Source organism: Verrucomicrobiota bacterium (assembly GCA_016871535.1).
Lineage (GTDB): Bacteria > Verrucomicrobiota > Verrucomicrobiia > Limisphaerales > SIBE01 > VHCZ01.
Window position 1 is genome coordinate 61129 of record VHCZ01000002.1, and the last position, 23220, is coordinate 84348.

A 23220-nucleotide genomic window follows, 5' to 3' on the forward strand; every position below is an offset into this window, starting at 1 on the left:
CATGATTCTCGCTGTGCCGCGCTTATACTCAAACGGTCTGTGGAGGTATTCGCTGAAGGGGTGGTCGTTCTTTCAACCAACCCCGAGATCTTTGCTTTGACCAATCCAAAAACTTTTTGACAAAACCGCGTTCTTCGTGTTTCTTCCCCGCGCCAGAATGAACAAAGCAATGTCCAACCAGTGCCTGGGCCAATCCTGCGCGACGGCGATGCCGATTGCCTGGAAGCGCGGGCACGTCGTCCCCGGCAACGTGGGGGGAGGATTCTGACCAGATAACCAGAACTTTCACCAACCCACGATTGCCAGGCAATCGTGGGTTTTTTGTTTTTGGAACCCGTCTAACTAACTCGTGAATTTATGAAAACAACGCAGAGAAACACGGACCGCCAGCAACAGTTATCCGCCCGGTTCGCGCCGGAGGTGGAGTTTGAACTCTCACCCGTGCCCGGCGCGGTGCCTCCGGAAACCGTCCGGATCAAGTTCGACGAACTCCAGAGCCGCCTGGTGGAGGCCACGCTGGGCGAGTCGAACAGCCGGTTTATCCGCGGCCGAATTGATCAAGCCGCCCGCGAAGCCGCGGCGCTGGCCTGGACGACTCCCTACCCGTTGCTGGTCTTGCCGGAGCTATTTCTCGAAAAAGCGCGTGAGGCCGGCCAGCGGTTGGACAAGCAACGCCGCGTGCTCCAGCGAAGCGAGCGGTTGGTTGAAGCGATCCACAACTGGGATGCAGGCTAAGTGGTCCATTTCATAAATACGCTCACGTTCGCGGCAAGGGATTTTTCGGCCAGACGAGGCGCGAGCGACGAGCATATCCCGAAGTGGATCTGTAAGGAGCAAGCAACGAAGTCTGGCGAAAAAGAACTGCCGCCCTTCGGGTTGCGCCCAATTTTGCCTGGGGCTGCGTTGCTCCTCGGTCACAGCCCCACTGGCGGGGGATGCTCGCTCGTCGCGCCTTGCCCCAGGCCAAATTGGGCGCAACGAACGTGAGCGTATTTACGAAACGGACCACTCTTCTTGTGCGTAGGCGGGCAAGCCGAGATACCGGTTTCGGCCCGCGACGAGAGCCCGCATCTTCCGGTCCGCGACGCTGCGTTTCAACATCCAGAAGCCGCAGTCCGGGTGCACGTACCGGACGCGGCCTTCCCCAAGAATCTTCTCCGCTGTTTCAATCCGGCGCGCCACGGTATCCGCGCTCTCCACCACGGTGGATTTGATGTCGATGACGCCAAGCCCAATCCCAATCCGGGGATCCAGCTCTCGCAACGATTCAATCTCTTGGGGTTCGCGCCGCGCCATTTCGAGGACGACGTGATCGACGCGAAGCTGGTTCATGAATTGAATCAAGCGCTTCCAACTTCCCTGCTGGATCGTTTGGCCGCCGTAGTTACCGAAACACAGGTGCAACGCTTTCTCTCCGCGAATCGAATCGAACACGTGATTCAACGCCGGGACGGCCCAGGCAGCGTCTTCAGGCGAACCGGTGATGTTCGCTTCATCCAGTTGAATCACGCCGGCGTCGATCTGAGCAATCTGCGCGGCTAGCACGCGCGCCAGCGCCAGGGCGAGTTCACCTGGACTCTTGAAATGCCGGTCCAACAAAGTCTTGCTCAGCATGTGCGGTCCCGTGACGGTGAATTTCATGCGCCGTCGCGTGAGCGCGCGCGCGCGCTGGAAATCGCTGACCAGGTCGAGCGGGCCGGGCGCGATCGGTCCTTCAACCACCGCGGCGGGCCGGCTTCGGAATTTCATCGCCGCGATTTTGGAAAACGCTTCGATGTCCTCCCGGCCAATCTGCGACCGAACGCCGCCCAGCGGACGCACAAAATACTCGATCATCCCGTTCGTGTCCGGATGATTGATGTCGAAGCGATAAAGCTCGCCATCGGCCACCACGTCAATTCCCGCCAGTTCCTGGATCTTGAACACGACCGAAGTCGCATCAACGAGCGCCTGCTGGCTGGGAAGAGCGGCGAGCCAATCGGGGACCGGATAACTCCCGACGACCGTCGTCAGGATGCGAGGAGGAGCGCAGGCATTCATCGGAACCTCCCATAGACCGGATCTCGGTACGCACGCGCACAGCCCTTTTGAGAATTCCCCTCTCCTGTCCTACGGACATCCTCTCCCCATCGGATGGGAAGAGGGACGGGTGACGGCGGTCGGTTCATGGGAAGCTCCCTCGGTTTCAAAACCTCGAACTCGGCCCATGAACCGGTCGCCGGTAGGGCGAGTCCGTCCCGGCGAGCCGCTCCACGCGCTTGGAACACGTCCGACTCCGCTCGCTGCGGACAGGCTCGCCCTACCGTCAGGTTCATGGGATGGGATAAGATGAGGGGAACGAACACGCCGCGCCGCCCGTCGCAATGGAATCTTGGCAACACGCGATACAGATACGCAACTCTGCCCCCAACCCGACGGCCGGGGGGCGTTACGATTTGCGATGGCGGCGCTTGACTTCGAGCTGCGTGAGCGAGTGGGCCAAGGAGGCTGTCACCGACGCCATTTCTTCTTCGGTGAGTTTTTCTTGCTGACGAGCCTCAGCGCGCTTTCGGGCTTCCTCGGCTTTGGCTTCATCGATGTTGTCCGAGTCGATGGCCATGTCCGTCAAGATCGCGACGCGTCCGCCCGTGATCTCCGCGAAGCCATCTCCGACCGCGAAGAAATGCGGTTGGCCGTCTTTGAGCGCGCACAACTCGCCGGCGACAATCTGCGTCATCAGCGGCTCGTGCAAGGGATAGATGCCCATCTCGCCTTCCGTGCCGGGCAGCGTGACCATCTCGACGTCCTCCGAGTATGTCTTTGCCTCGGGCGTCACAATTTCGAGTCTGAGGGTATTGGCCATTACTTCTCGCCTTCCCGGATTTCTTCGATCTTGCCCTTCATGTAGAAGTTCCCCTCCGGCACGTCATCGTGCTTGCCGTCGAGAATCTCCTTGAAAGCACAAACCGTGTCCGCCACTGGGACCTGCTTTCCCGCATGGCCTGTGAACACCTCCGCCACGGAGAAGGGCTGGCTCAGGAACTTTTGAATCTTGCGGGCCCGATAAACCGTCAGCTTGTCATCCGGGGAAAGTTCGTCCATGCCCAGGATGGCGATGATGTCCTGCAAGTCCTTGTAGCGTTGGAGCACCCGCTGCACGCCGCGCGCCACGTCATAGTGGTCCTGCCCGACAATTTCGGGAGCCAGCGCCCGTGACGTCGAAGCCAGCGGATCGACGGCCGGATAAATGCCCAGCTCGGCGATGGAACGTTCCAGCACGATGGTCGCGTCCAGGTGCGTGAACGTCGTGGCGGGCGCCGGATCCGTGATATCGTCAGCCGGCACGTAGATCGCCTGGAAGGACGTGATCGAGCCTTTCTTCGTGGAGGTGATCCGTTCCTGCAACTCGCCCATTTCCGCCGCCAGAGTAGGCTGGTAACCGACAGCGCTGGGCGTGCGTCCGAGCAACGCCGAGACCTCGGAACCCGCCTGGGAGAAACGGAAAATATTGTCGATGAAAAGCAACACGTCTTGATTCTTCTCGTCGCGGAAATATTCCGTGATGGCCAGTCCGGAAAGGCCGACCCGAAGACGGGCGCCGGGTGGCTCGTTCATCTGTCCATACACGAGCGCAATCTTGGACTTGTTGAGGTCTTTCTGGTTGATCACGCCGGCTTCGGACATTTCGTGATACAGGTCATTGCCTTCGCGCGTGCGCTCGCCCACGCCGGCAAACACCGAATAGCCGCCGTGCAGTTTGGCAATGTTGTTGATCAGTTCCATGATCACGACGGTCTTGCCAACGCCTGCGCCCCCGAACGCGCCGACTTTGCCGCCTTTCAAGAACGGACAGATCAAGTCAATGACTTTGATTCCCGTCACGAGCAACTGGGGCGAAGTCGTTTGATCGACCAGCGCCGGCGCGACGCGATGAATCGGATAATGTTTGTCCGCGTTCACGGGACCGCGCTCATCGACCGGTTCGCCAATGACGTTGAACACGCGCCCCATCACGGCTTCGCCCACGGGCATCGAGATGGGTTTTCCGGTGTCCACGACTTCGTAGCCGCGCTTGAGACCCTCGGTCGAGGACATGGCCACGGCGCGCACCCAGTTGTCACCGAGGTGTTGCTGCACTTCGAGGACGAGTTTGTTGGGTTTGTTTTCCACCGTGAACTCGACCGTCAACGCGTTGTAGATCGCGGGCAGAGCGCCGGCGAACTCGACGTCCACGACCGGACCGATGACTTGAACGATTTTGCCTTTATTCATGCGATTAAGATTTTTATCCCAGCGCCATCTGTGCGGTGGCGATTTCCAGGAGTTCCTTCGTGATGCTGGCCTGCCGCATCTTGTTGTATTCGAGCGTCAGATCTTTGATCAGTTGCTGGGCGTTGTCCGTGGCGTTCTTCATCGCCACCATGCGGGCGCTTTGCTCGCTCGCCTTGGCTTCCAGCAGAAACTGGTAAACCTGGAAGTTCAAGTAGTGCGGAAGCAAACTCCCCAGCACCTGGTCGGGGCCGGGTTCAAACAGGAACTCCGTCGCGCCCTTGAGCAGCTCGATGTGCGGGTCTTGGCCTTCGACACCGGCGACGATGCCCTTGATCTCGGCGACGGGCAGCAGCGAGCGCGTTTCGGGCTTCTGCGACAGGATCGAAATGAAATTCGTGAAGAGCACATCGACGTGATCCACTTGCCCGGTCAGGAATAACTCCTGAACAAACTTTGAAATGGCCCGCGCTTCGCTGAAGAGCGGAGTATCCTTGTAGCTGAACTCCGCCGCGAGTTGCCGTTTGGTGCGAGCGACGAACTGCGCCGCCTTGCGCCCGGCGGCGACAAAGAGGGTCGTGTCCTTGTCGAACTTCAATGCTTCCCGCAGCAAGTTGCTGTTCAGCGCGCCGCACAAGCCGCGGTCGGTGCTGATGAGGAGCAAGCCCCGTTTCTTGATTTCGCGGCTCTCCAGCAGCGGATGCGTGAAGTCGCCCGCGTGAAAGGTCACTTCGGAGAGCATGCTGTTCATGAGCGCGGCATAGGGCCGGCCGGCCAGGGCAGCCTGCTGCGCCTTGCGCATCTTCGACGCCGCCACCATTTGCATGGCTTTGGTGATCTGCGCCGTGTTCTTGATCGACTTGATGCGGCGGCGTAAATCGCGGGTGCTGGCCATGAGCTATTTGTAAGTGGACTTGAATTCAGTCACCGCGGCTTTCACTTCCGCAGTTAAGGCATCGTTCAGCGCCTTTTCCTTGAGAATCTTCGCCAGCAAGTCGGGTTTGCGGTTCACCAGGTAGTCCGTCAGTTTCGTCTGGCAATCTTTCACCTTCTCGACCGGCACATTATCGATGTGGCCATTTTGCGCGGCCCAGAGAATCACCACTTGGATCTCGACCGGCACGGGCTTGTACTGGGGCTGCTTGAAGATTTCGACGATCCGTTTGCCGCGCTCAAGTTTCGCCTGGGTCTGGGCGTCCAGATCGGAACCGAACTGGGCGAAGGCCGCCAGTTCGCGGAATTGAGCCAGCTCCAGCTTCACGCGGCCCGCCACTTGTTTCATGGCTTTGACCTGAGCGGCCGAGCCGACGCGCGAAACTGACAAACCGACGGAAATCGCAGGCCGAATGCCCTGATAGAACAAGTCCGTTTCCAGGTAGATCTGGCCGTCCGTGATGGAAATCACGTTTGTGGGGATGTAAGCGGAAACGTCGCCCAGTTGCGTCTCAATGATCGGCAGAGCGGTGAGCGAACCGTTGCCGTACTTTTCGCTCAACCGGGCCGCGCGTTCGAGCAACCGGCTGTGCAAGTAGAAGACGTCGCCGGGATACGCCTCGCGTCCGGAAGGACGCTTCAGCACCAGCGACACCTGGCGATACGCGGTCGCGTGCTTGGACAGATCGTCATAGATGATCAGCGCGTCCATGCCGTTGTCCATGAACCATTCGCCCATGGCCGCGCCGGCGAAGGGCGCGAGGTACTGGTTGGTCGCGGAATCCGAAGCGGAAGCCACGACGACGATGGCATAATCCATCGCGCCTTCCTGTTCGAGCACGCTGATGACGCGAGCAATATTCGACTGCTTCTGTCCCACCGCGACGTAAATCGAGTAGAGCGGGCGATAATCCTTGTCGCCCTTTTCCTGGGCCGCTTTGTTCAGCCGGGCGTTGTTGATCATCGTATCCACGCAGATGGTGGTTTTGCCCGTCGAACGGTCGCCGATGATAAGTTCGCGCTGCCCGCGGCCCACGGGAATCATGGCGTCGATCGGCATGATGCCTGTCTGCACCGGCTGGCTCACGGAACGCCGCCGGATGATGCCGGGGGCAATTTTTTCGACCGGGTAAGACGTCTCGTTCTTGACCGGCCCTTTGCCATCGACCGGCTGGCCCAGCGAATTGACGACGCGGCCGAGCAGCCCTTTGCCCACGGGCACTTGCAGCAGCTTTCCGGTAGTCCGCACTTCCTGGCCTTCCTTGACCTCGGTGTATTCGCCGAGAATGATCGCGCCGACTTCCGTCTCTTCGAGGTTCAGCGCGATGCCGGTCACGCCGTGCCCGAAGTCGAGCATCTCGTTCAGCATCGCGCCGGTCAGCCCTTCGATTTTGGCGACGCCGTCGCCGATTTCGCGGACGACGCCGACGTTTTGTTTGCCCACGGCCGTTTTGATTCCGGAGATCTGACTCTCAATTTCCTGCAGTAACGTGCTCATAAACGCTTAAATTCCGCTCGAATTGATCAATGGTTTGCTGTGCCGGTGTAACGGGGTGTCGGAGTGTCGGAGTTACGATGCCATGTTGCAACATTTTAACGATTTAACCTTTTAACTCATTTAACCCACTCAGCATTGGCTCAAAGCCCTTCGGTCAACCCCGCCAACCGCGCCTGAACACTTCCGTCATACACGTCGCTCCCAACCTGAACGCGCATGCCGCCGATCAGCGCCGGACGTTCCGAAAAACTGATGCTCAGCCCGGCGCCGTAAATCCGATTCAGATTCGCCCGAACGCTTGCCTGCAAGGATTCCGGCAAAGCGACTGCGCTTTCCACTCGAGCCGTGCGCCGCGCCACGTCGAGCTTCACCAACCGCTGGAAGTGCGAGAGGATGTTGAAGTAGCCGCGGGGCTTGCGCTGGATCACTTGCTGCACGGCCTGCTGCACCTTGGTCTCGTCGAGCAACCCGTTCGTCAGGCAGCTTCGGAACAGCTCTTTGGCATCGCGGCGCGCTTGTTTTGAAATCTTCATGCCTCGCTTCGCTCAAACGCTGCTGGTTTCGAGAAGGGGAGCGCACGCGCCTCGCGTGCAGTGGCCGGCGCCCTCGCCGTCCACACCTCTACGATAGAGAAGCTCGTCATTGCTGAACTCCCGACGCGGCCATTTCGGCCGGCGAGGCGCCGGTCGATACACGCGCGGGCGCGTGTGTTCCCCGATTCTGAGTGCATTCTCACGATTTACTTTGAAATATCAAATCTTCACGCCGCCAATTGTCGGTTCGTTTCCTCCGCCAGGCGCCGTTGATCGTCCACGGTCAGAATCTTGCCGGTGACCTTGGCTGTCGTTTCCGCGACCAGACGGATCATCTCGCGGCGAAGCTCCGCTTTCATGCGAGCCAGTTCCGCTTCGCTCGATTCTTTGGCCTTGGCCAGGATCTGATTCACCTGGGCGATGGTTTCCTGATTCTTTTGCTCGCGGAGCCGTTCGGCGGCGGCGCGCGCCTCTTCAATCAGGCGATTGGCCTGAAGGTTGGCCTGGTTCAAGACCTCCTGGCGCGCGGCCTCGGTCTTGGCCAGTTCGGCTCTGATTTTCTCCGCATTGGCCAATCCTTCCGCGATGCGTTGCCGGCGTTCTTCGAGCACTTGCAGAATGGGTTTGTACGCGAATCGGTGCAGCAGAAACGCGACAATCCCAAAACTGATCACCTGGGAAATGAAGTGCGGCCAATCCACGCCGAATTGCTTGGCCGTGTCAGCGATGATGCCCGCCGCGAAAAAGTAAGGATCCATAAAACGATTTTCAAAGGCGGGCGCGAAACGGGAAGTTCCGCGCCCGCACTGTTGATCCAGTGGTTACTGGCCGGCAGGCCACTTGGCGGTCGCCAGGAAGATCGCGAAGAACACGATGCCTTCCGCGAACGCGATCGCGAGGATGGATTGCACGAGGATCTTCGTGGCGGCGCCGGGATTGCGCCCGACCGCTTCCGAAGCCTTGGCACCAATGAAGCCCACGCCGATCGCGGCTCCGAGAGCCGCCAACCCAACGTGGATGTTGCCGGTTACTTGCGCCAACAGGGGCACTAACATACTTGTCCTTTCCTTTGCTCAGCGGCCTCCGCGATTGGTCACGGTCCGGCCGCCGAAATTGTTTGGTTTCTTGTGCAACGCTTTGCCCGCAATCGATTCTGTCCTGCCTCAACCTAGTGATGGCCCTCTTCGTGGCCTTCCTCGTGTGTGCAAATCAAAAGCGTGAACACGGACGTCAGCAGCATGAACACCAGCGCCTGCACGAGGCCCACGAGAACTTCCAAAAAGTAAAAAGGAATCGGGATCACCACGCTCGCCAGATGCTTGAGCCAGGCCGGTTCCTGAATCAGCGCCGCCATGGCCTCCAGCATATTCTCCCCCGCGAAGATGTTTCCGTAGAGACGAAAGCTGAGCGACACCGGCCGAAACAAGATGGAGACGACCTCCAGCACACCGACCGCGATGAACACCAGGATCATGAGCACTTTCAAGGCACCGGTCGTGTCGCCTTTCGGCCCGAACAGGTGGAGGATGAACCCGCCCGGCCCATTCACCTGGAGCGCCCAGATCGTCCAGCACACGAAGAACACCATCGCCATGGCCAGGGTCATGTTCAAATCCGCATTGGCGCCCCGCAAAAGCGGCTCTTGCACGCGAAACCCGCCTTCCTTCGGCGTTCCCCAACCAATCGTGCCGACACCAGGAATCAGACTGAGCCAATTACAGAAAAGGATGAAAATGAAGATGCTGGCGAAAAACCAGAATGTTCGCTTCACCAAATCCGAGCCGATAATGCCTTCGAGGAATTCGTGAAGGCTTTCAACCAGCCACTCCCAAAAATTCTGCGGGCCTTCCGGCACCTCGCGCATCTTTCGGGTGGCGAACTGAGCGAAAACGATCACTGCCACCGCCACGCACCATGTGACCACCATGGAATTGGTGACCTTCAAGCCCAGGAGATTTCCCACCTCCACAGCGCCGGCTGGCAGCCCATGGTGTTCGCCGTGATCGCCAGCGGCATTTGCTCCCGCGGCGTGCCCGGTGTCTGCGCCCAGCGCAGCACCGGCCGCGAGCAGCCACAGCCACCCGGCCAGGAGTGTTTTCATCAAAGCCATATCACGATGCAAAGGCTGCGTCTCGGGGACGGCGCCCCAGGAGAACTTCCAAACCGTTTCGTCGAAATGCAGACGTCAAATTGCCTGATCCTGAAATTTTCCACAAGTCTTTTTCTTTTGGCTTTCCCTCTCCTGGCAAAAGCCCACCCTCCGTTGCGCTGGGGAAGACAATTTGACCGAATGGCTGGAATGGCTGGAATGGCTGGCGAGGAACTTGCCTTCACCGAGAAACCTGTGCTTAACTCTCCGAGTCAATTCTATGGCCTCGGCTCCCAGTCAAAGCGCAGAAGATTACCTCGAACGGATTCACGAGCTGATCGAGGAAAAGGGCTATGCCCGTGTGGTCGATATCGCCTCCTCGCTGCGCGTCAAGCAAGCCTCCGTGACCAGTATGGTCCAGAAGCTGGGTGAACTGGGCTACCTGAATTACGAGAAATACCGCGGCTTGATTCTCACGGAGAAGGGGCGAACCGTCGCCTGCAACATCCAGAAACGCCACGAAACGCTCTCCCGGTTCTTCTCGCTGCTGGATTTGGACTCGGACACGCAAAAGCGCGACATCGAAGGGATCGAACATCACCTCAGCCCGGCGACCGTCGAGGTGCTGGCCGATCTGGCGGAGTTCTTCGAGAAGAATCCCGAGACGCTGAAGCTCTTCCTCAAGTCGCGCAAATCGCCCAAACCCTGACTGCCGACTTCAAACAGAGGCAACGGAGCGGAAGGTTTCTCATTCCTACACCCAACGCCGCAGCCATTCCCACGCTTCCGCCTGCATTTCCGTGTTGAATTCATGAGGCGTGTCGTAAAGGCGGGTGCGGCATTTCTCTGGCGCGCCGGCTTTCTTGTAACAAGCGTTGAGTTTGTCGAAGCAAGCCCGGACCCCATCCAGATCGAACAGCCCGTCCTTGCTTCCGTTGATCACCAGCAGCGCCCGCGGCATCGCGAGCGAAGCGACGTCGGGATAATCGAGATGGCGATAGAGCCCGGGAACCACCTTGGTGTGGCCAATGGTGTTCCGGATGTGGCGGCGCAACTGGCGCGGGAATGACGCCATCCAGCCGACCACAACCGCCGCTTTGATGCGTTCGTCCAAAGCGGCCAGGTGACACGACCACAATCCACCCACGGACAGGCCGACGCAGCCGATGCGTTTCTTGTCCACCTCGGGCCGCGTCAGCAAGTAATCCACCGTGCGCACGTCGTCCCAAAACATCACGCCCGGCCAGGTGAAACCCGCCGAGTAGTGGAGCAGTTCCAGCAACTTCCCGCGCGTTTTCCTTTTCCACCTCGGCAGGCTCTTGAATTCGGGCTGCAGCCACGAAAGCGGAAACTCGCCCCGCACAGCCTGGGCTTGAATGAACGGCCAAAGCGAACCCAGGTCAGACTGCGTGCGCGCCAGGGCCGGCGACTCGCCAGCCGTCCCCGCTTGAGCGAAAAGGACTGGAGATTCCGGACCGACTTCAGACGATGCGTTTTTTGTGGACGCAAAGGGCAGACACAAACCGGCGGCCAGCCAGCGAACAAAATCCCGGCGGCCCGGATCGCGGATGGAGTTCTCGGATTGCGATTTCCGGAATGATTGCGCAGAGGGCAGCGGAGTTTTCATGCCGCAATTCAACCAAGCTCCGCACGGGAAAGGGAGGAGAATTTGCCTTGCCCGCGCGGTGGTACGGCAAGATTTTTGAAAAACTCGCGGGCAATCTGCCCGCGCTCCTTTGACTCGATTCTTGAATCATCCGTGGTGCGTTGGTGCGCGGTTGAACATCCGGGTTAAGACAAAGTTTGAGACAAAGGGGGGTTCGCGAGGTGGCTGAAAATGTCCAAACTCCAGACTCGAAGGCTGTGGAGATTTCCTGGCCGCGCGCGGACTCACGGCAGACTTGCGGGCAGAACACACCGAAAACTAACGATGTTAGCAAGATTCGCGAAACCAGAAGTCGGGGACCAGTTTATACGCCGAGCGACCCGCGCCACGCCGCTGGGAAAATACCAATCGCCGCCGCGAATCGTGCGATCGTAAAAAAGTGGAACACGAAAATCCTTATACGAGCCTTCAACAGGACCGCGTGGGTCCGCCGGGGGAGATGAATCGTAATAGAACCGGCCGAAGCGGTCCCAAACCCAGTTGTTCATATTGCCTGACATATCGTGCAAGCCATACCCATTGGGAGGAAACGCATCCACGGGGCTGGTATAAGGCTGCGCGCCGGTGGCATACTTCGGATGAAATCCGCGAGTCTTGCTGATGTCCCAATAGCCCCCGTTCCGGTCGTCCGACGGGCTGCTCCGGTAATTGGCTTGATCGTGCGTGATCGTGTCTCCCCAGGGAAATCGCTGGCCTTCCAAGCCTCCGCGCGCCGCCTTTTCCCACTCCGCCTCGGTCGGCAAACGGTATCCGGCATTCCATTTGACCATCTCTTCTTCGAGATCGATGCGGCCACTGCGATAAACTTCTGTCTGCGCCGCACTCGTATAATAAGCAGGAACACGGCCCTCCATCTCTGAACGCGCGTTACACCACTTGACCGCGTCGAACCAGTTGATGGCATAGACCGGGTGATTCGCCGCCTTGCCCATTCCAGCGTTCTCGAAACTGTAGCCGTGGTTGAGGGCCCATTGATGAACCGTTCTCCAAGCATCCCTCGTGACGGCAAACTGGTCCATGAAGAACGCGCTCACGTTCACCGGATGCACGGGTATTTCGCCGTTCAGATTCCAATTGTCGTCGTCAAAGGCATTGCCCATCTGGAAAGGTCCGGCGGGAATGAGCGACATCCCACGAGGCGCCGCTGATGTGGCTTCGGGTTGCACCACGCGGAAAAATCCGCGCGCCTGCAAGGGGCCCGGAATCTCGTAGGATTCGATTCTCAACGTCGCCGTCCGCGGCGTGGGCAACAACGGCGTCCAGGACTGACCGAGATCGGAGGCGGTCTCGATTTGATATTTCCAGCCAGGCACGGCGTTCCAAGAGAGGGTCAAAGGCTGACCGGGGCGGTTGCGGTTATGAACGATGTTCATGAACGGCGCGCCGGGCCGAATCGTGACGCGCGCAATGTTCGGGGACGGTTTTCCTCCGGCAGTCGTAAATTTGCCGCCCACGTAGAGATTCGTGCCTGAAATCGCGAGAGCGAATACCGAAACCGCGAGAGGATTCGGGGAAATCTCCTCGGTGCCGGTGATTCCGGATCCCAGCGCCGACCAGGCTGTACCGTCCCATTTCGCAATGCGATTCACCGTTGCGCCACCCGCATGTTTGAAAATCCCACCCGCGTAGAGTTCGGTCCCAGACAGGGCCAGTGCAATGACCCAGTGATCCAAGCCTGAGCCGAGAGGCGACCAGGAGTTGCCATTCCATCGGGCGATGTAAGTGGCCGGCTGTCCTCCGGTAGCGGTGAATTCCCCTCCCACATAGAGATTGTTGCCTTGAGACGCAAAGGCGTTGACAGCGCCGCTCATTCCGGCGCCGAGCGAGGACCACGAGTTCCCATCCCATCGGGCGATGTAAGTGGGCGCTTTGGTCTCGGGATGAAGTTCGCTTTCATAATGGTTGTCTTTTCTGAGGTGATGAGGGCTCGGAGCAACGTTCTGTCCATTCATGCGAAAAACGCGCAGCAAAAGGGACATCCGTTTTGGACTGCGGCGCCGCAGCGCAACGCAGTCGCCCTTTGGATTGTCAGCACGCACCCGCCCAAGTTTGGAACTCGACACTCATCCGCACTGATATGGCCGGACGATTCCGCAGCTCGGCCAAAGGCTGAGCTGCTTTGGATTTCTACAGCGGAAATGGATGGACGACAAATTTAGCCGCAAAAGAACCCAAAGAGCGCAAAGCAATGGCTGATTTCCTTGAGTTCTTTGCGTTCTCTCGTGGCTGCTCCGGATTCGGTCTGTCAAGTCGAGGGTATGGGCTTGGCAGTCACTCTGGTGGAATGAGTGTTGATCAATGTCGATTAGTGGTTACCCGCCCTTTCAAGGTTCACTCCCGCCTTCGGCCAACAGCGCCGGGTTGATCGACGGGTTTGCCTCCAGCCATTGCCAGTACGGCCACCGTTTCAGCAGCCAGATCGCATCCCGTCGGTCGTCGGCATTGGCTGGGGTTCAGGGCCGGAAACTTTCTTAATCTTCGGCACAAAACGCCACCGATGGTACTCGACTCGACCATCGAGGTAACTCAGGTTCGCCCCCCTGGCATGCCGCTGGCCTGGCAAATGGTACCACCCCCAGGTAGAGGACGAGGGACCGCCAAGGAACAGAAAAAAGAATGACCCCGAGTCGATCGAATCTTCGGACACGTCGATGAAGCCAAACAGCCGCGAGGAATCCGCCGCGACCCGCGTCTCCTGCCCTTGCAAGTCGAACCACCACGCGACTCCGATGGCCGAACCTGGGACGACTTCGCCATTCAAGTTGAAGTTCAATCCATAGCTTCGGAAACGCCGCAAGGCGGGTTGGCCAGTCACCGTGGAACGATCCACCGGGCATTGATAGACCCGGGCCGCGCCGACGTAGGGCCAGAGCGTTCCCCGCCGGAGATTCTCGTCGGTCAGATCCCGCTTCGCATTCCCGACCACCCATGCGCCATGGACGCTTTGCCAGTATCCGGACGGCATTCCATCCTTATTCAGTGGCATTCGATCGCCGTTGTCGTCTGTGTAGAGTTGGAAGGCGAGCTGAAGTTGGCGCAGGTTGTTCGCGCAGGCAATCGAGTGCGCCCTGCTCTTGGCTTGTGACATCGCCGGCAAAAGTAAGCCCGTCAGGATCGCGATGACGGCGATCACCACCAACAGTTCGATCAAAGTGAACCCGGCGAAAGATTCCACTTCGATGCCGCCGTGGCCCCTCTCGGCAACCGGCAGCGCCGTGTCGTGCTGTGGATGACGACCGTTGCTCGGGCAAGGCAAGTCATTCGAGCGCATCGCTGTCATTTTCCGCTGCCGGTTGATGGTTGAGCGTTTTGGACTGCGGCGACGCAGCCAAGCGCAGTCGCCGCTGTGGAATGACTGCACCCGCCCGCCAAGTTTGGACCTTCGAATTCCCGAAGCCAAAGCGGTAACTCCGCAGACTTCGTTACCGCAGTCCAAAGCAGTGACTGGCTCCGCTCGTCCCCGCACCTTGGCCCGTCGAAGCATTGCGAATGCGGCTTCAATTAGTTGGTTGACGTGCGTGTCGGGAGCTTCTCTTGGCTTTTGCTTTCGATCAGCTTCGTGACCTCTCCGGCCAGGTAATTTCGTCTCAAAACATCCCCCGCATCCACCCACGGACCTTGAGCCTTCAATGCCTTATCCGAGGCTGCGACTGCTTCGATTGCTTTCTCATGATTGCCGGACGCGGCGTGGCACAAGGCCCTCACCACCAGCACCTGTGCACAATCAATACCCCGATCTGATTCTGAGATCGGCGCCTTGTTCAAGTGTTCCAAGGAGCCAGCAACACGGAAGTCACCCATCTAAAATTTGTCCCGTGTCCCTTTTGCCTCCGATTTTTCGCACTTTCATTTGAAAGCACTAATTCAAATGGAATCCAATATGCAAAACCCAAGTCACCTTGTCCTTGCGCTCATCTGGAGTTGTTCGATCGTCTTCGGCCCCGGGCCGCGTTTGCTGGCCGCGAATTGGCCGCCACCGGAACCTTTAAACACGTGGTACTGGCGGAACCCATCGCCGGGCGGATTTAATTTGAGTTCAGTAACATGGGCGAACGGACGATACATCGCCGTCGGGTTTAATCAATTGATGCTCACGAGTCCTGACGCGATCAATTGGACCTCGGTTCCGTCGCCAGCTTCCGTTTGGCTGACTGATCTCATTTGGGCCGGCGGCCAATATGTTGCAATCGGAGTGGACAGCACGATATCCACCAGTCCGGACGGGATCACATGGACGCAGCGGAACAGTGGCGAAGAATGGCTCGACGCGATTATCTGGACCGGGAAGCAGTACGTGGTGGTTGGCTCCACTGGCACGATTCTCACCAGCCCGGATGGAATTACCTGGACAGCGCGTGATTCAGGCGGGATTGCAGATTTGACCGGTATCGCCTGGACCGGCAGCCAATTCGTCGCCGTGGGCTGGGAAGGTGTCGTGCTGACAAGTCCGGACGCCATCACCTGGACGCAACACGATTTAGGTTCTTATTTGTACTTCGAGGATCTTCTGTGGGACGGAACCAAACTTATCGCCGTCGGATGGAACGGCGTGATCATGACAAGTCCCGATGGGGTCAAATGGACCTCTCACAAGGTTAACACGACAGAATGGTTCTTTGCCCTTATCCACGAAGGAGGTCGTTACCTCGCAGCCGGCAGCGGGAATCTCCTCTTCACCAGCAACGATGGAATCACTTGGAAAGCGGGTGCCATCCCGACGCACGGGAGCACTCAAGGCCTTCTCTGGGATGGAAAACAGTATGTCGCGGTGGGCCGGGCGGGCGGGATTTTCACCAGCCCAGACGGAACGAAATGGACGGATCATACCACGGGAACCAGGAAGACGCTTTGGCATGTAACTCGAAATGACAATCTATTTGTCATCGCCGCCAGCCAAGGGACGGCTTTCACCAGTTCGGATGGAGTTAAATGGACTGAGCGGTCTGTCGGAATTTCCGAGGACCTGAGAGGTTTAACGTGGACCGGCAAACTTTTCGTGGCCGTCGGAGACAAAGGCGTCGTTGTGACGAGCCCTGATGGGGTGAATTGGACGCCGCAGAGTTCGGGCATCACTGACCGACTCAACTGGGTTACGTGGACCGGCGACCAACTCATCGCCGTCGGAACCCGTGGTGTGGTGCTGACCAGTCCCGATGCGTCGAGATGGACGGCGCATACCTCGGGTGTTTCTGTTTCCTTGAATGGCGTCACCTGGACGGGCAGCCAATTCTTCGCTGTTGGGGATGGAGGCACAATCCTCGCCAGTCCGAACGCCAGTGATTGGACGGAGCGCGATTCCTCCGTCACCACTAGATTGGATGTCGTTATTTCTAACGGAACCCAATTCGTAGCGGCCGGTCCGATCGTTGTAAAAAGTCCCGACGGAATTCAGTGGACCCCCACAACCCCAAACGGATTGGAAGTATTCGATATTGTTTGGAACGGGGATTTCTTTCTTGCTTGCGGCCAGAACGGCGGAGTTTGGACGAGTAGCGATGGAACGGATTGGGCGCCCCGTCAATGGTACATTGACGGTGCGGGGCGAGTCTTCCACGGCGCGGTCTGGGACGGAACACGATTTTTAGTGGTTGGCTCGGACCGATCAATTATCCAATCGGAGGCAATTGTCTCGCCAGTCGCGCCCAAGTTAGCTCTGCGACTGAACAGCGATCGCACTCGAGTCTTGGAAATCAGTTACACACCGAACAGGAAGGTGATTGTAGAATCCTCGCGGGACCTTAAACAGTGGACCTCGGAGCCTGCGACAGTCATTCCCGCGGGCGGCATTCTGCAGGTCAACGCGCCGAACCTGTTTCAGACGCCGCACCGGTTCTTCCGTGCGCGGACACTTGATTGACCTAGTCAACAGATCAGCGAACACCTGATTGAAGTCTGGAACTCGCTGACGGTCAGGGTGGAAGCTGCTCTTGGGTTTTGCTTTCGATGAGCTTCGCGGCCTCTTTGGCCAGATAATTTCGTCTCAAAACGTCCCCCAAATCCACCCTGGGACCCTGAGCCTTCAACGCCTTATCCGAGGCTGCCACTGCTTCGATTGCTTTCTCATAATTCCCCGACGCGGCATGGCACAAGGCGCTCACCGCCAGCACCTGTGCACAATCAATGCCCCAACCGGGTTCTGAGATCGGCTCTCTCTTCAACTGTTCCAACGCGCTCTGGACCTTCCCCATTCGGTAATCCGCAAGGGCAAGCGCGGCGCGGCTCAAAGCCCGGAGACCTTTAAGTCCACCGTCTGCCATCGAATTGAGGCGAGCGTAAACGCGCTCAATGCTTGCGAGTTCGTCAGGAGACCACCGATCAGGCGCCAGAAAAAAAACACTCAAGACACGTTCGAGAGTTTCCATATTTTTCTCTTCACTGCCGAAGCGTTTCAAGACTTCGTTGCGGCACGCGCGCGAGTCTTCTACCTCGCCGATCTCGAGGGCTGTGGTTGCTCGGTCGTACCAATCGCCTAACCTTTCGGGGAAAGCTGTCACGAGCGCCTGGTAGGCTTTCTGGCACGCTGGCCAGTCATGGGCCGCGCGGTAGTATTCCGCCTGCGCCCTGAGAGCGTCAGCCTTGTTTGGAACAGTCCGACAGATCGCGCCAAACAGGTCCAAATGCTTTTCCTTATTTGGAGACAAGCGAATGGCCTTGATCACGTTCCTGAGCGAACTCCAGTCCTCATCTGTTTTCGGCGGCGCTTTGGCGAACTCGGCGGTGGCTTGCCCAATCCATTCGTCCGCTTCGTTCGCCTTCCCTTCCGGAATCAGGTTTTCGGCCAGCAACCACATTTGCCAAGTCGTGCTCCCATGTCGGATTCCCAGACGTTCCATGAGCGCCTGAATGGTTTTCCAATGGTCTGGTCCAAAGACGCGCCGTGCGAATTCGAGATTCTCCTGCGCCAAACGACGTTGTTCCGCCTGGTGTCCTCCGGAATAGCTGTGGGCCACGGCCAGTTGCCGCTTGACCGCATAACGAAGAGAACGATCCTGATCCAGGGTTTCGCTTCGTCGTACGGCCTCTTTCGCCAGCTCCACCGCTTTGTCGAACTGGGCCGACAACGAGATATAATTCCCCGACAAATCACAGAGCAAATCGATCGTTCGGGGATGATTTTTCCCCGAAACTTTTTCGCTGAGTAGAAGAGCTCGTTCGAGAAGCGACTTCTGCTCCTTGTAACGATTCGCGGCGGCCAAGGCTTGCTCGAGCTCCCGCATGGCATTGAGGGTAATTTCGTGTTCCTCCCCAAGAACCCGCCGCGCGATTTCCAGTGCTTCGGACCCGAGCTTACATGCTTCGGCGATCTGGAACTCGAACCTCAACTGGCTCGCCACATTAACCAGCGTTCTCAATGTCTCCGGATGCTCTTTGCCCAACTCGCGCTCGAGAATTTGACGTGCCCGGTCAAGGTGACGTTTGGCCGCCGGCAAATCATCCAGGCTCCGATAAATTCCACTCAACGTGCGCCGGAGGGAAGCTTCGACCAAAGGCTGGTCTTTGAACTTGCCTTCGATCGCCTTGTCCGCCCGCTCGACCACCGTCCGCAGTTTGATGTCCGGAGCCGCTCCACTCCAAGCCTCCGCCTGCTTGAGCAAATCATCGTTGAGGAACTTGTTGACCGCTTCGGCAATGGCAGCTTGCGTCAGAGCTTTCTTCTCGGCTTGAACCGCTCCTTGGCGAAGCGCGCTCATGCGGAGGGCCATCCAGAGACTGACCACCGTCGCCAACATCAGCGTCAGGCCAACCGCCGCGACCGCGTGGACCAGGGCGCGCTTTCGTCCGTAGAATTTTTGGAATTGGTAGCGGAGTGTGGGTGGTGCCGCCGAAACCGGTTCGTGATTCAAGTGCCGTTTGAGATCGGCCACCAGTTCGTTGGGGGTGTCGTAGCGCCGCCGGCGGTCTTTCTCAAGGCACTTCATCGCGATGCAATCGAGATCCCCTTTGAGCAATTGAAGCAGGGCCGGCGCTTCGAGGCCTCGGCTTTTGGCGACAGCGGTCCTCTTTTCCGCCGCCAACGTGCTCATGCGCAACGACGGTCTTTGGGGTTCCTGTTCGGCGATGATGCGCTGCATTTCCCCATAGCCCTGGCTCAAGAGTTCCTTTTGGTCGAAGGGAGTCGTTCCCGTCAGCAACTCGTAAAGCAGAACGCCCAACGAATACACATCCGTGCGCGCGTCCACGTCCGTGCTGCTCATCTCGGCCTGCTCCGGACTCATGTAAGCCGGTGTGCCGATCATCGTCCCGAAATTCGTGAATAGCGTTTTCTCTGTCAGCTTTTGATTCGTGGCTTTGGCCACGCCGAAATCGATCACCTTCGCCAGCGGTTCGCCGTGATGCAGCGTCACCAAGGGTTTCAATTCTGCGCGTGTGCCGTCGGTCGTCTGCGTCTCCGAGCCAAACAAAGAGTCGGAATTGGCATACGCCTGCAGGAGCGCTTCGATCCGCTGGCGGCGCTGTGCATCACCGGGGCAAGCTTCATCCAGATATCGTTGGCGGTCCGGTTCGGAGTCGATGGCCAAAGCGGCGTTGAAAATTTCGATTTCGATTTTGCGATCAGGATTCATGACACGTGGTGGATTGGGGATTGGGCCAGGAGAGGTTTCCGGTAAATACTCTGGTGTTTAACCGCTAATGGACGCGAATCAACGCGAATTGGGGGCATAATCTCCGGTTGGAACAAAGTTCGAAGCGTTCCATTTGCGTGGATTGGCGTTCATTCGCGGTTGACCTGAACAATGACGATTTGCACGTCTCGGTTCGGATTCGTGTCGAGAGCAGTATCATGTTTTCTTACGAAAGCCGAACATCAAAGCACCGCCTCTCCTGCCTGGAGAGGCGGTGTCGCTGAGTCGGATGCCGTTAACGCGAGGGCAAGGTGGTGCATTCCAACGTGCCATCTCCGGGATCATATCCTGTGCTGTTCGCCGGCGTCGGCTCGTCGCTGAGCGATTCAATCGTGCCGCTGAACGGCAGATCGACGAGGCCCACGAGAATCAGGGGATCGGTCGGATTCTCCGGATACGTGTAGAGATAACCGATGTGCTGATCAACCATCCCGACTTGCTCATCGGTGATTGGTTCGGTCCAAAAGCGCCACCGGGATTTTCTGCCGTTGGCCGCCAGTCGTTCGACGGATACGCAACTGCCCTGCGGCGCGTACCAATACGGCTTGGTGGGATCGTTGTTATAGTACAACGGGTGCCGGCCGAGTTCGATTCTCCACGCTCGGCCCGCTTGATCCTGGAAATTGAGGAACGCGTCCACATGGCGTATGACGCCTTGCGGTGTGTCGTCGAAGTTAAAGCCGTACATCGCCCCCATAGTTTTGGGGAGCATCGTGCTCGTGAGCGTTGGCCGCAGGCCCGGATTGTAAGTATAAGGCGCTACGGGCTCCCATCCGGGTGGGACAGGCTGGACTTTGAGAGCCCCGTTCATGTCGAAAGCAGCGCCACCCAAGTAGCAATGCCGCACGGCTGGTTTCTTGAGCGAGCCACCGCCCAAGTTGAAGTTGATGTTCTGGTCCCGGCCGACTTTCGCGGTCACGTAATTGATGCCGTCTATGTAAGCTTCGGTGGCGGGCAGCGTTGGATAGCTTGTCTCGTCGGCGCTATCGTCCAGCAGCAGATTCGAGCGACCGTCTATCGGATGCAGATAATCGAGCCAGAACTGGACCGCGATCGGTTGGGTTTTGCCGCTGCCTCCTCCGGCGGCGGCTTCAGTGTTCCAGCTCAAGGCCATTAGCACGCCAGCCGCAAGAATAGAAACCCGAGAGGCCGAAAGTCGGACCGGGATTGTGTTTGAATGAGGTTCTGTTTGCATAAACGGATCGTTGGTCTTTTGGGTTAAACGTTAACGACGAATCCGCCGCCAGGCTGTCGAATCGCCTTTCAGGTGTAAGTGCGAAAAACCTGGGGAGAAAGGGACAAAGGATTTTTGCCGACCAGAAACCTTTGCGATCTATGCGCTCTATTGCGGCTAAGAGCCTGTCTGAATCGCTCGGTTGCGGTAACCAGCAGGGGCTACCCTGTCAAGGTCCAGAGTCGAGAGAATCGAGAATGGATTAAAGGTTCTCCTTGATTCGTTGGCAGAGCCAGGCCTCGTGAACGAGGGCAGTCGCTTGCAAGGTGTGGCCAGGACGTTCGTAGGCCATCCGGTGTTTGGCCAGGCGACGCAGTTCCGAGTAAACGAGCGGCAAAAGTTGATCGGCGCGTTCCCCTTGGCCAGTAGCGGCGGAATTGAGCATCCGCGTGAGATCACTCATTTGTCGGCCATTCAAACCGGATCGGAAGGTACTGGCAACTTCCGAAATCGCTTTTGGCAGGGCCGCAGGGCCATGCTTGTTAGAGGCCGAACACCAAGGTTGCGCGGAGCAGGTTCAGACGGTTAGGTTACGCCATGCCTGTGCATGACTGGAAACGCGTCACGGCGGGAACGTTTCACGCCTTCCACGTGGCTTGGATTGCCGAAATCCAACGCACGTTGAATGGCGGGCTCCTGCCGCAGGGCTATTACGCGCTCGCCGAACAAGTCGCCGGCGAAATCGTGCCCGATGTCCTCACTCTCCAGCAGACCGGGAGCGCTTTCCAGCCGGACGTCCTCCGGGATGAATTCCGCGGCTGCGCCGGCGCCGCCGTGCTGACGGCAACCAAAGCGCCGCCGCGCGTCAGTGTGACGGCGACGACCACCGAAGCCATCCCTCTGGCGCGGCTCCGGCGAAGAATCACGATCCGCCACGCGAGCGGCGACGGCATTGTTGCGCTGATTGAAATCGTTTCGCCGGGCAACAAAGAGAGCAAGCCGATGTTCGTCGCGTTCATCGAGAAAGCCGCCGCCGCGTTGCAGCAAGGGTATCACTTGCTCATTCTCGACCTGTGGCCGCCCGGGCCGTTCGATGCTTCAGGCATTCACGGCGCGCTCTGGCCGTTGGTTGGCGGGAGCGACTATTGTGCGCGAGCCGATCGGCCGCTGACCCTGGCCGCCTACGAGGTGCGCGCGCCTGGATTTGTCACCGCTTATGTCGAGCCGATCGGTGTCGGCGCGCAACTGCCCGAGATGCCGTTGTTCCTCGCGCCGGAGCATTACATCAATGCGCCCCTGGAGCGCACCTACACCTTGGCCTGGGAAGGGGTTCCCGAACGCTGGCGGCGCGTGATTGAGTCTTCGGCCCCCTCCTCATAAACCTGGTAGGGCTGCGTTGCCGCGCAGCCGTCTTCTGTCGATACTGCGGCGCGGCAGCACCGCCCTACCGGCGACTGGCAGAGAAAGTCGGGTGAACGCCGCGCGCCGAACAAGAGGCAGCAGATTCGCCGCTACGAACTGGCGCTGGTGTAATGCCGCAGGGAGAACCTCCACACGCATTCCGAAGCGGCAAAGCAAAGAAGGCTCATGACCAGCAGCAGGGCCATCTCCAGAGGTTGTTCCAGACGCTCGACCAGCAGTTTCACCGGCACGTTCGAAACCAGCAGCATCGGGAGCGCGAACGTGAAGAAGACTTTGAAGAATCCCTGAAACGCCGCGTCCGGGAGCCGCGCGATCTGGAACAGATTGTAGTAGCCCCAGACCATGCCCTGCGCCCGCACCGTCCAAAAACTCGCGCACGCCAGGGTCAGCATCAGGGAGTAATGGATGAGCAGCCCGCACAGGCAAAGCAGGAAAAAGCCCAGCACCTGGGCCGCGCTCGGCGCGAGCTGCAATTGCCAGCCCGCGTAACCCATCACGGCCAGCGCCGAAGCCGCGTTCACGAAACCGCCCAGATCCACGTGGCGAAGCGAAATGAGGAACCGCGTGTTGATCGGCAGCAGCAGCAGGAAATCCAGCCGGCCCGTGCGGATGTAATCGGAAAGCTGGACGCAGTTGGTGAGAAAAAGCGCCGTGAAAAGCTGCTGAATGAAATGGCTCGCGCCCATCAGCATCACCACTTGCCACTTCGTCCACGTGCCGATGCGATCCGTGTGCTGATAGATCACGGCGATGAAGCAAAGCTGCAGCGAAAACCAGAGCAGTTCGACGACGATCCAGAGCACGAAGTTCGCTTTGAACGACATCTCTCGCACCACGGAGTTTTTCCAGAGAGCAGAGTAAATGCGCAGATAGCGTTTCACGGACACACGTGAGCGCTGATCTTTAGCCTGAAATCCAAAATCCGAATATCGAAATCCGAAACAATTCGCCATCACAGGATTTACCGTCTCGGCGGGCCGTGCTACCGTGTGCTGAATACAAATTGGGTGGACGCGTCCAACTGAACAACAGG

At 58.5% G+C, this 23220-nt stretch carries 22 protein-coding genes; 4 read left to right on the forward strand and 18 right to left on the reverse strand.

The window, feature by feature from the left end; all coding sequences use genetic code 11:
• Positions 1-357: 357 nt before the first annotated feature.
• On the forward strand, positions 358-735 hold the full coding sequence (locus tag FJ398_00635) for a hypothetical protein (protein ID MBM3836461.1): 378 nt from the start codon (positions 358-360) through the stop codon (positions 733-735).
• Between the two features lie 258 nt (positions 736-993).
• Here FJ398_00635 and FJ398_00640 read toward each other — a convergent pair whose 3' ends face one another.
• The 10 genes from FJ398_00640 to atpB form a co-directional block, all read right to left on the reverse strand.
• Complete coding sequence (locus FJ398_00640) at positions 994-2040, reverse strand: cobalamin-independent methionine synthase II family protein (GenBank protein MBM3836462.1); 1047 nt, start codon at positions 2038-2040, stop codon at positions 994-996.
• A gap of 69 nt (positions 2041-2109) precedes the next feature.
• On the reverse strand, positions 2110-2364 hold the full coding sequence (locus FJ398_00645; GenBank protein ID MBM3836463.1) for a hypothetical protein: 255 nt from the start codon (positions 2362-2364) through the stop codon (positions 2110-2112).
• A gap of 64 nt (positions 2365-2428) precedes the next feature.
• Complete coding sequence (gene atpC / locus FJ398_00650) at positions 2429-2842, reverse strand: ATP synthase F1 subunit epsilon (protein ID MBM3836464.1); 414 nt, start codon at positions 2840-2842, stop codon at positions 2429-2431.
• Complete coding sequence (atpD, locus tag FJ398_00655) at positions 2842-4251, reverse strand: F0F1 ATP synthase subunit beta (protein ID MBM3836465.1); 1410 nt, start codon at positions 4249-4251, stop codon at positions 2842-2844. Before atpD ends, atpC begins: the two co-directional genes overlap by 1 nt.
• A 13-nt stretch (positions 4252-4264) precedes the next feature.
• Entirely contained in the window at positions 4265-5143 is an 879-nt protein-coding gene (gene atpG / locus FJ398_00660; GenBank protein MBM3836466.1) for an ATP synthase F1 subunit gamma, read from the reverse strand.
• A 3-nt stretch (positions 5144-5146) separates the two neighbouring features.
• Complete coding sequence (locus FJ398_00665) at positions 5147-6679, reverse strand: F0F1 ATP synthase subunit alpha (GenBank protein MBM3836467.1); 1533 nt, start codon at positions 6677-6679, stop codon at positions 5147-5149.
• Positions 6680-6819: 140 nt separating this feature from the next.
• Positions 6820-7212, reverse strand: a complete 393-nt coding sequence (locus FJ398_00670; protein MBM3836468.1) for a F0F1 ATP synthase subunit delta — start codon at positions 7210-7212, stop codon at positions 6820-6822.
• Positions 7213-7439: 227 nt separating this feature from the next.
• Positions 7440-7970 carry a F0F1 ATP synthase subunit B gene (gene atpF / locus FJ398_00675; GenBank protein MBM3836469.1) on the reverse strand — a complete coding sequence of 177 codons (531 nt, stop codon included), beginning with the start codon at positions 7968-7970 and terminating at the stop codon, positions 7440-7442.
• 63 nt (positions 7971-8033) lie between these two features.
• Entirely contained in the window at positions 8034-8267 is a 234-nt protein-coding gene (locus tag FJ398_00680; GenBank protein MBM3836470.1) for an ATP synthase F0 subunit C, read from the reverse strand.
• A gap of 113 nt (positions 8268-8380) precedes the next feature.
• Positions 8381-9322, reverse strand: coding sequence for a F0F1 ATP synthase subunit A (atpB, locus tag FJ398_00685; GenBank protein ID MBM3836471.1), 942 nt, complete (start codon positions 9320-9322; stop codon positions 8381-8383).
• Positions 9323-9581: 259 nt separating this feature from the next.
• Here atpB and mntR point away from each other — a divergent pair, with 259 nt between their 5' ends.
• Positions 9582-10010: a transcriptional regulator MntR gene (mntR, locus tag FJ398_00690; GenBank protein MBM3836472.1), complete on the forward strand. Its 429-nt coding sequence runs from the start codon at positions 9582-9584 to the stop codon at positions 10008-10010.
• Positions 10011-10055: 45 nt separating this feature from the next.
• Here the strand turns inward: mntR and FJ398_00695 are convergent, their stop codons facing one another.
• The 4 genes from FJ398_00695 to FJ398_00710 form a co-directional block, all read right to left on the reverse strand.
• Positions 10056-10928, reverse strand: coding sequence for a hypothetical protein (locus FJ398_00695; GenBank protein ID MBM3836473.1), 873 nt, complete (start codon positions 10926-10928; stop codon positions 10056-10058).
• Between the two features lie 263 nt (positions 10929-11191).
• Positions 11192-12946, reverse strand: a complete 1755-nt coding sequence (locus FJ398_00700; GenBank protein ID MBM3836474.1) for a formylglycine-generating enzyme family protein — start codon at positions 12944-12946, stop codon at positions 11192-11194.
• Between the two features lie 428 nt (positions 12947-13374).
• Entirely contained in the window at positions 13375-14238 is an 864-nt protein-coding gene (locus FJ398_00705) for a type II secretion system protein (GenBank protein ID MBM3836475.1), read from the reverse strand.
• 230 nt (positions 14239-14468) lie between these two features.
• Entirely contained in the window at positions 14469-14768 is a 300-nt protein-coding gene (locus tag FJ398_00710; GenBank protein ID MBM3836476.1) for a hypothetical protein, read from the reverse strand.
• A gap of 229 nt (positions 14769-14997) precedes the next feature.
• Here FJ398_00710 and FJ398_00715 point away from each other — a divergent pair, with 229 nt between their 5' ends.
• Positions 14998-16824, forward strand: coding sequence for a hypothetical protein (locus tag FJ398_00715; protein ID MBM3836477.1), 1827 nt, complete (start codon positions 14998-15000; stop codon positions 16822-16824).
• A gap of 52 nt (positions 16825-16876) precedes the next feature.
• Here the strand turns inward: FJ398_00715 and FJ398_00720 are convergent, their stop codons facing one another.
• From FJ398_00720 to FJ398_00730, 3 genes are all read right to left on the reverse strand, one after another.
• Positions 16877-19531, reverse strand: coding sequence for a tetratricopeptide repeat protein (locus FJ398_00720; GenBank protein MBM3836478.1), 2655 nt, complete (start codon positions 19529-19531; stop codon positions 16877-16879).
• A 295-nt stretch (positions 19532-19826) separates the two neighbouring features.
• A complete protein-coding gene (locus FJ398_00725; protein ID MBM3836479.1) occupies positions 19827-20699 on the reverse strand; it encodes a hypothetical protein in 873 nt (290 codons plus the stop codon).
• A 328-nt stretch (positions 20700-21027) separates the two neighbouring features.
• Positions 21028-21228, reverse strand: coding sequence for a hypothetical protein (locus FJ398_00730; GenBank protein MBM3836480.1), 201 nt, complete (start codon positions 21226-21228; stop codon positions 21028-21030).
• 134 nt (positions 21229-21362) lie between these two features.
• Between FJ398_00730 and FJ398_00735 the strand changes: the two genes are divergently transcribed.
• Positions 21363-22145 carry a DUF4058 family protein gene (locus FJ398_00735; protein MBM3836481.1) on the forward strand — a complete coding sequence of 261 codons (783 nt, stop codon included), beginning with the start codon at positions 21363-21365 and terminating at the stop codon, positions 22143-22145.
• A gap of 131 nt (positions 22146-22276) precedes the next feature.
• Here the strand turns inward: FJ398_00735 and FJ398_00740 are convergent, their stop codons facing one another.
• A complete protein-coding gene (locus FJ398_00740; GenBank protein ID MBM3836482.1) occupies positions 22277-23140 on the reverse strand; it encodes a hypothetical protein in 864 nt (287 codons plus the stop codon).
• Between the last annotated feature and the right edge of the window lie 80 nt (positions 23141-23220).